Annotated in this window: 5 protein-coding genes; 3 read left to right on the forward strand and 2 right to left on the reverse strand. The window is 54.4% G+C overall.

Annotation, left to right across the window (positions count from 1 at the left end):
• Positions 1-694 (reverse strand): hypothetical protein (locus RDV48_02410; GenBank protein ID MDQ7821630.1); only part of this gene is annotated, 694 nt, incomplete at its 3' end.
• A 252-nt stretch (positions 695-946) separates the two neighbouring features.
• Between RDV48_02410 and RDV48_02415 the strand changes: the two genes are divergently transcribed.
• From RDV48_02415 to RDV48_02425, 3 genes are read left to right on the forward strand one after another with little or no spacing between them, the layout of a single operon-like run.
• Positions 947-2866 (forward strand): protein kinase, encoded by a 1920-nt coding sequence (locus RDV48_02415; GenBank protein ID MDQ7821631.1) that lies wholly within the window; start codon positions 947-949, stop codon positions 2864-2866.
• Positions 2867-2889: 23 nt separating this feature from the next.
• The gene (locus tag RDV48_02420) at positions 2890-3921 is read left to right on the forward strand and encodes a L,D-transpeptidase family protein (protein ID MDQ7821632.1); all 1032 of its coding nucleotides are present in this window, start codon (positions 2890-2892) and stop codon (positions 3919-3921) included.
• Position 3922: 1 nt separating this feature from the next.
• Positions 3923-4417 (forward strand): N-acetyltransferase family protein, encoded by a 495-nt coding sequence (locus RDV48_02425; protein ID MDQ7821633.1) that lies wholly within the window; start codon positions 3923-3925, stop codon positions 4415-4417.
• Here the strand turns inward: RDV48_02425 and RDV48_02430 are convergent.
• Complete coding sequence (locus RDV48_02430; protein ID MDQ7821634.1) at positions 4411-5109, reverse strand: hypothetical protein; 699 nt, start codon at positions 5107-5109, stop codon at positions 4411-4413. The genes RDV48_02425 and RDV48_02430 overlap by 7 nt on opposite strands.
• Positions 5110-5853 lie beyond the last annotated feature (744 nt).

The raw sequence follows: 5853 nt of genomic DNA on the forward strand, positions 1-5853 counted from the left end.
CAGGCTTCGCTTCCGCCACGGGAGGCTTCACCTCGGCAGCGGGGGCTTTCGGCTCCGCGACGGGTGCCCTTGTTCCTGCCTGAGGAGTCCTGGACTCCGGTGGTGCGGCAGGCTTCTTCTCTGCAGCCGGTGGCTTCTTCTCTGCAGCCGGCGGCTTCTTCTCTGCAGCCGGCGGCTTCTTCTCGGCAACCGGCGGCTTCTTCTCGGCAACCGGCGGCTTCTTCTCTGCAGCAGGTGGCTTCTTCTCGGCAGCCGGCGGCTTCTTCTCGGCAGCAGGGGCTTTCATGGCAGAAGAAACCGCCGAACCTTTTAAAGCTTGCTGGGGAAGCGGGGGCTCTCCCTGTTCTGCGATAAAGCTGGCTTTTATCTCCAGCGGAAAAACGTGTTGCTTCTTCGAGCCTGCCTGATGAGAGAAGGTTACGGTGGATTGTCTTATCTCACCAGCCTTGCCTGCGCCAGGCTTGATCCTGAGGGTCACTTTCATAGGGTTTTTCGCAGTGGTGGAAAACTTTAGAGGCAGAATTTCCATCCAGTCATCGGGGCATTCCGCCCTCACCGAATACTCTTCGTTTCCTGTCCGCGGCATAACGACAAGGAGCACCTCGCACCCCTTCTCTCCTATGTCGGAAAGCCAGAGCTTCTTTATAGGTGTGCCGTTATAGAGAATTTTCAGGCCAGGCTTTTCCTGCTTCACTTATGACCCCCCCTATGAAAATATATAGATAAATTCTCCACTCCATGGAAGTTACCTTTCTGTTCTGCCGGTATCTTCGGCGCGATTCCAGGAGCCTTTATGAAATAAAGAAGATCATGCTCACCAGAAAGAACCTTCATGCCCATTCAACCTTTTCAGCACCTGCAAGACATTGAGAGGATCATCACCATGAGAGAGAGAAACTTTTTGAGTGACAGAGGGTCTCATCATGAGAAGCGAGGGCACAGCGCAATGAGAACAAGGGTACAAGCCCCCGATGGGAAAAAAACCAAGGAAGGGACGCCAGTGATGGTGCTTCCCGACGGCACCGCTCTGCAGAATGGCCATACCCTCTCTTACCTGGCGGCAGGCGGGATGTGCGTAGCTTACAGAGGAGTGAAGGGGGGAAAGGAATACTTCGTCAAGGAAGTGGACGGGACTGTCTCCCGGCATGTCCTTGCCCTCTCCCAGGAAAAATCAACCCTGGAGCGCCTCAGGCACCCGGGGATCATCAAGATACACGATTTCTTTGAAGAAGAGGGCTATTACTACCTTGTAAGCGAGTTTATCGAGGGGAAAAGCCTCGACAGGCTTGTCCCGGAGAACAAGGAGGTCTTTCTGAAGGAAAGCACCGTCCTTGCCTGGGCTGAAGAGCTCATCACCATATTCGAGTATCTTCACAGCCAGAGCCCCCCCATCATATACCGCGATCTCAAGCCCCAGAATATCATACTGGACCTGAATGAGCACATACACCTTGTGGACTTCGGGATCGCACGCGTTTACAAGGACAGGGACAGCCGCAGCGGCGACACGATCCCGATGGGCACCGCGCTCACGGCATCGCCGGAGCATTACGGCGGAAGGCAGACCGACGAGCGCTCCGATATATACACCCTTGGCGCAACCCTCCACTTCCTCGCCACCAACGGCTGGAATTTCGGCGAAGGGCTCTTTGAATTTGTGCCGGTCCGCACAATAAACACGGCGCTCTCCGAGAACTTCGAAAAAGTAATAGAAAAAGCTCTCGAGGTTCTTCCAGAGGACCGCTTCCAGACGATGAGAGAAATGCGCACTGCCCTTACCCACCCTGAACTGAAGCAAAGCACAAGCCCCGCTCATAAGAAAGCCGACACTCCAATCACCACGGAGACTCTCAGGGGGGTGCAGACCCTCACTCCCGCTGGAGAATCTTCAAGAGCACAAAAAGTCCTCACTCCATTGTCACTGACAGGAATTGCCCTGGTGTGCCTGATCCTGCTCATATCGGCTCTTTTTGCGGTAAAGATCATAGTGATACCCCGCGGCGTGAGCAACGCCGTCACCATGGCGCCGGAGAGCACGGCATTGCCTTCCGTTTCGCCGGAAATATCTTCGAAGCCCTCACAGCAGGCAGCCGCCACGAGTCCATTCACTCCCCTGCCCTTATCAGCGGAAGCAACGACAAAGGCAAGCCCCATACCTTCCGAGGCTCTTACAAAAAAGAACCATAAAAGCACTGACAAAAAGAGGCCTGTGCAACCCCGGGTGACGGTAACGAAAACCGTTGCCTACGTGGCTGAGCCCGCACCTACCCAGGCGCTTCCCCCCCTCCCGGAAACGATCTCATATCCCCGGTTCACGACACCCTTTCAACAGCAGAGCAGGGAAGTACCTGCTTACCGCCAGAAACAAGAGGAAAAGCCGTGGAAGCAAAGAAGGCAGGAGCAGCCGCTCTCTCATAAGAATCATCCCGGGGAAGGCCCCCTCTATACCTTCAGAGGCTGCCAGATGAGTATTCCCCGGAATTTTCAGGAAATGAAATCCACCCCCCCTGAGTTTGTAAAGATGAATCTGATGACAGGCACGGCAGAAGCGTACATCCATGTGAGGTTCCTCGAGAGCAAGGACATGCCGGCACTCTCAAAGTGGGGGGAGAGACTGAAGGAAAAAACAGGGGCGCGCAACGTGGAAAACTCAGGGAACATGAAGCTTAACGGATACGATGCCCTCTCGTTCAGGTTTGTCACCGCGGCTCCCAACAACCCCTCGCAGCTTTTCTTGAGCAAGCAGGTAATCATTTCCTGCGGTGACAGAACCTATGTGCTTACCGTGGGAGCGGTAAAAGAAAAGCTCCAGGAGATTTCACCAGAGTTCAACAAGTTCTTCAATTCGTTTAAAATCGTGCAATAGGATCATCTCGGGATTTACATATTATGTACGTCATCATCGTGCTTGCTCTTGTGAGAACCCTCACCCTGAGCACCAGCATCCACTGCTTTTCCATCCTGTGTCTCCCCTCGGCAGGCGGCGAGGTGGCCCTTTACTTCCTCCTTCCCCAGAAAGCAGGCGGCACCCTGGAACTTTACCGATCGACCACTGCGGGGAAAAGGCTCCCTCCTGATCCCCTCCGCATCCCTGTTGCCCGATTTTCTCCATCTCCCTCTGAATGGCCATTTATTGACAGGAAAGCAGCCCATAATACTTTCTATTACTACAGAGCCTGCTACAGGCCCTTGCCCGGTTTCCCGGTATGGAGCAGCCTCGCCTCATGCACCACCAGCGGAACTGCCCTTCCCCCTCTCAGGAAACCCTCTCTCTTCGTTGACAAAGAGAACTTCATACTGGAGGTCCGGGACGATGGAGCTCCCATGAAGCGCTATCCCATTGATCTCGGCCAGAACTCCCGGAGAAGAAAGCTTTTCCAGGACAGAGCCTCGACACCTGAGGGAATTTACAAGATAATCTGCGTCCAGAATAATGCGACCTATTACAAAGCCTATGATCTGGATTATCCCACGCCCATTGACAGGATAAGGTACCGCTTCGCCCTGGCCCACAGGCTTCTCCCCGCGGAGGGCGGCGCTCTCCCCCCAATCGGCGGCGAGATACAGATCCATGGCCTCTGCGTGGGATATAACTGGACATGGGGCTGTATTGCCATGCGGAACAGGGATATGGACGAGCTCATGAGCCGCAGGGAAATCGGCGTGGGGACAGAAGTGCTCATATGCGGAAGCGAGGTTACTGAAGAAGACATGGCGCTGGAGATGAAGGGCCTTTCAATGAAGGAGACGAAGGCTCTCCAGCAGGAGCTTGCGGGAATGGGATTTTATCATGGCGGGATCGATGGGATACTTGACGAGGAAACCTCCTTTTCCCTTGGCTCATTTCAGCTCTCCAGAAAACTTCCTGTCACATGCGAGCCTGACAGCAGGACTCTCAGGCTTCTGCGCATAAGAAAATAATATGGAATTTACCTTTGAACCACTTTCTGAAAAAAACCGCAAGGCCGTCATCGATATCTTCAACTATTTCGTAGAGGAGAGCTTTGCTGCCTACCCGGAGCACCGCGTTGACTATGACTTCTTCGACGTGTTCCTCAAGATGTCGGAAGTCTATCCAGGGATCGCCATCTGCGATGATATAGGCGCCACGGTGGGATTTGCTCTCCTCAGGCCATATCACCCCGCCAGCACTTTTACCCGCACCGCCGAAATCGGCTACTTCATCCTCCCATCCTTCACCGGGAAGGGAGCCGGCACGAAAGCCCTCCATTACCTTGTCAGGGAGGCGGAAGCCCTGGGCGTCGATACCATCGTGGCAAGCATCTCATCGCGCAATGAGGAGAGCATAAGGTTTCACCTGAAGAACGGCTTCACCGAGTGCGGAAGACTCCGCCGGGTGGGCAGGAAATTCGGCGAGGACTTCGATGTCGTGTGGATGCAGAAACGCATTCAATGAGATTGCGGAGGGCCCTCAAGACGCTTCCGCTGGTGAGCCGGAAGACTTCCCGAGATTGAAGCCCGCCCCGGCTGCTCACCAATCGGCGCCTTTTTCCTTGGGGCGGGAAGAAGGGGCCTCTCACTTTCATGAAGGCTCACGCTCTCAAGCATGTTCTCCACGAGGGCCCTGGGATCTTCAAAAACCTCTCCCTTTTCCGTGAGGCCCACGTGGCGTGACCATTGTTGCCAGTGGCACTCCTCCATGAGCACCAGGTGAAACTGCCTTTGAACCAGGGATACAAGCTCGCCGGCGGCGATCCTCTCGGCTTTGAAGCGGTTCATCTCGGGATTCCGCAGGGAAAGGCAGAAACTGCTGTTGCCGGCTATCAGGATAAAAGGACATCCAGTCTTGGTGATAAGCGTGCCTCCCGGGTAGGAGTAATAGATAAGCATGAGATTGCCGTCTCCCAGCGCAATTCTCGAGAGGGCGCCATAAAGATCTTCCCGCTGGGAAAAAACACAGATCTTCACCGAAGAAGGCTTCCCTGCCAGATGGTCATCAATAGCTTCTGATGCCTGCGGCGCAAAGGAGGGTACAGGGCTCCCCGGCCCCCTGCTCTTTTCTATGAATTCCGGGAGCTTTTCATAGACCACCCTGTTCCAGTCAACCCGGGAGTCTGCAACATCAAGGACACAAATCGCCGATGCCATGGCGCACTCCTCCTCACCTGCGGTTTATCCCGCTTTCTCACTCTATTATACTCCTGCCATTCCCTCCTGTCTGTGCTTCTCTGTACAGAACCGCTCTCCTTCTATCGGGCCTGCAGCACTTTCACTTACAGGCCAGGTTCTCAGAGCACAGGCCGGACAAGCGCTGAGCTTCCCCATGGCCTGGAACCGTCAATTTCACTTATCCTGCTGAATCCATCTTCGATAAACAGGATTGCATAAATGACCGATCCAGTGCTCTCAAGCGCCTGATTGTACGCTCAGAGCTTGAAAATATTTTTCCTCCCACCCCTTTTTCCATTGACTCGCCTTTGCCCTTCGGCATGAAGCCTTTTTTTTCGCTGGAGAGACTTTCAGGGGCTTTGAGCAGAAAAAACGCAAAACAGGGCTCTTCGTCCCTCTGCGGGCCATGTGGTGATGGCTTTCAAACCCAATCACTGCAGGCATTTCCGCCGTCATATATTTTGACTTTATCTGTATCCTGGTATATAATAAGATAAGGGATACATGAGTATCCAATTCAACAAAAAAAATATGAAAGGAGAATTATTGTGAATACACCGGCGGGATCTCTTCTCAGGGAGGCCCCACACCGGGAGGCTGCTCAGGCCGCCCAGGCCGCTGAGGCATCTGCCGAGGCGATCCGCGAGTATCCCGGCTACGAGGCCGTCATGGAGGGCGGGCAGGTTTTCAAGGCTGCCCCCGGCCTCCCGCTGGTCACGTACG

The sequence above is a fragment of the Candidatus Eremiobacterota bacterium genome (assembly GCA_031082125.1).
Taxonomy (GTDB): domain Bacteria; phylum Vulcanimicrobiota; class CADAWZ01; order CADAWZ01; family Ess09-12; genus Ess09-12.

Bases quoted from the DNA above. Each gene is read 5' to 3' on its own strand.
- RDV48_02415 (MDQ7821631.1), top strand. From the start codon at position 947: ATGAGAACAAGGGTACAAGCCCCCGATGGGAAAAAAACCAAGGAAGGG.
- RDV48_02420 (MDQ7821632.1), top strand. From the start codon at position 2,890: ATGTACGTCATCATCGTGCTTGCTCTTGTGAGAACCCTCACCCTGAGC.
- RDV48_02425 (MDQ7821633.1), top strand. From the start codon at position 3,923: ATGGAATTTACCTTTGAACCACTTTCTGAAAAAAACCGCAAGGCCGTC.
- RDV48_02430 (MDQ7821634.1), bottom strand. From the start codon at position 5,109: ATGGCATCGGCGATTTGTGTCCTTGATGTTGCAGACTCCCGGGTTGAC.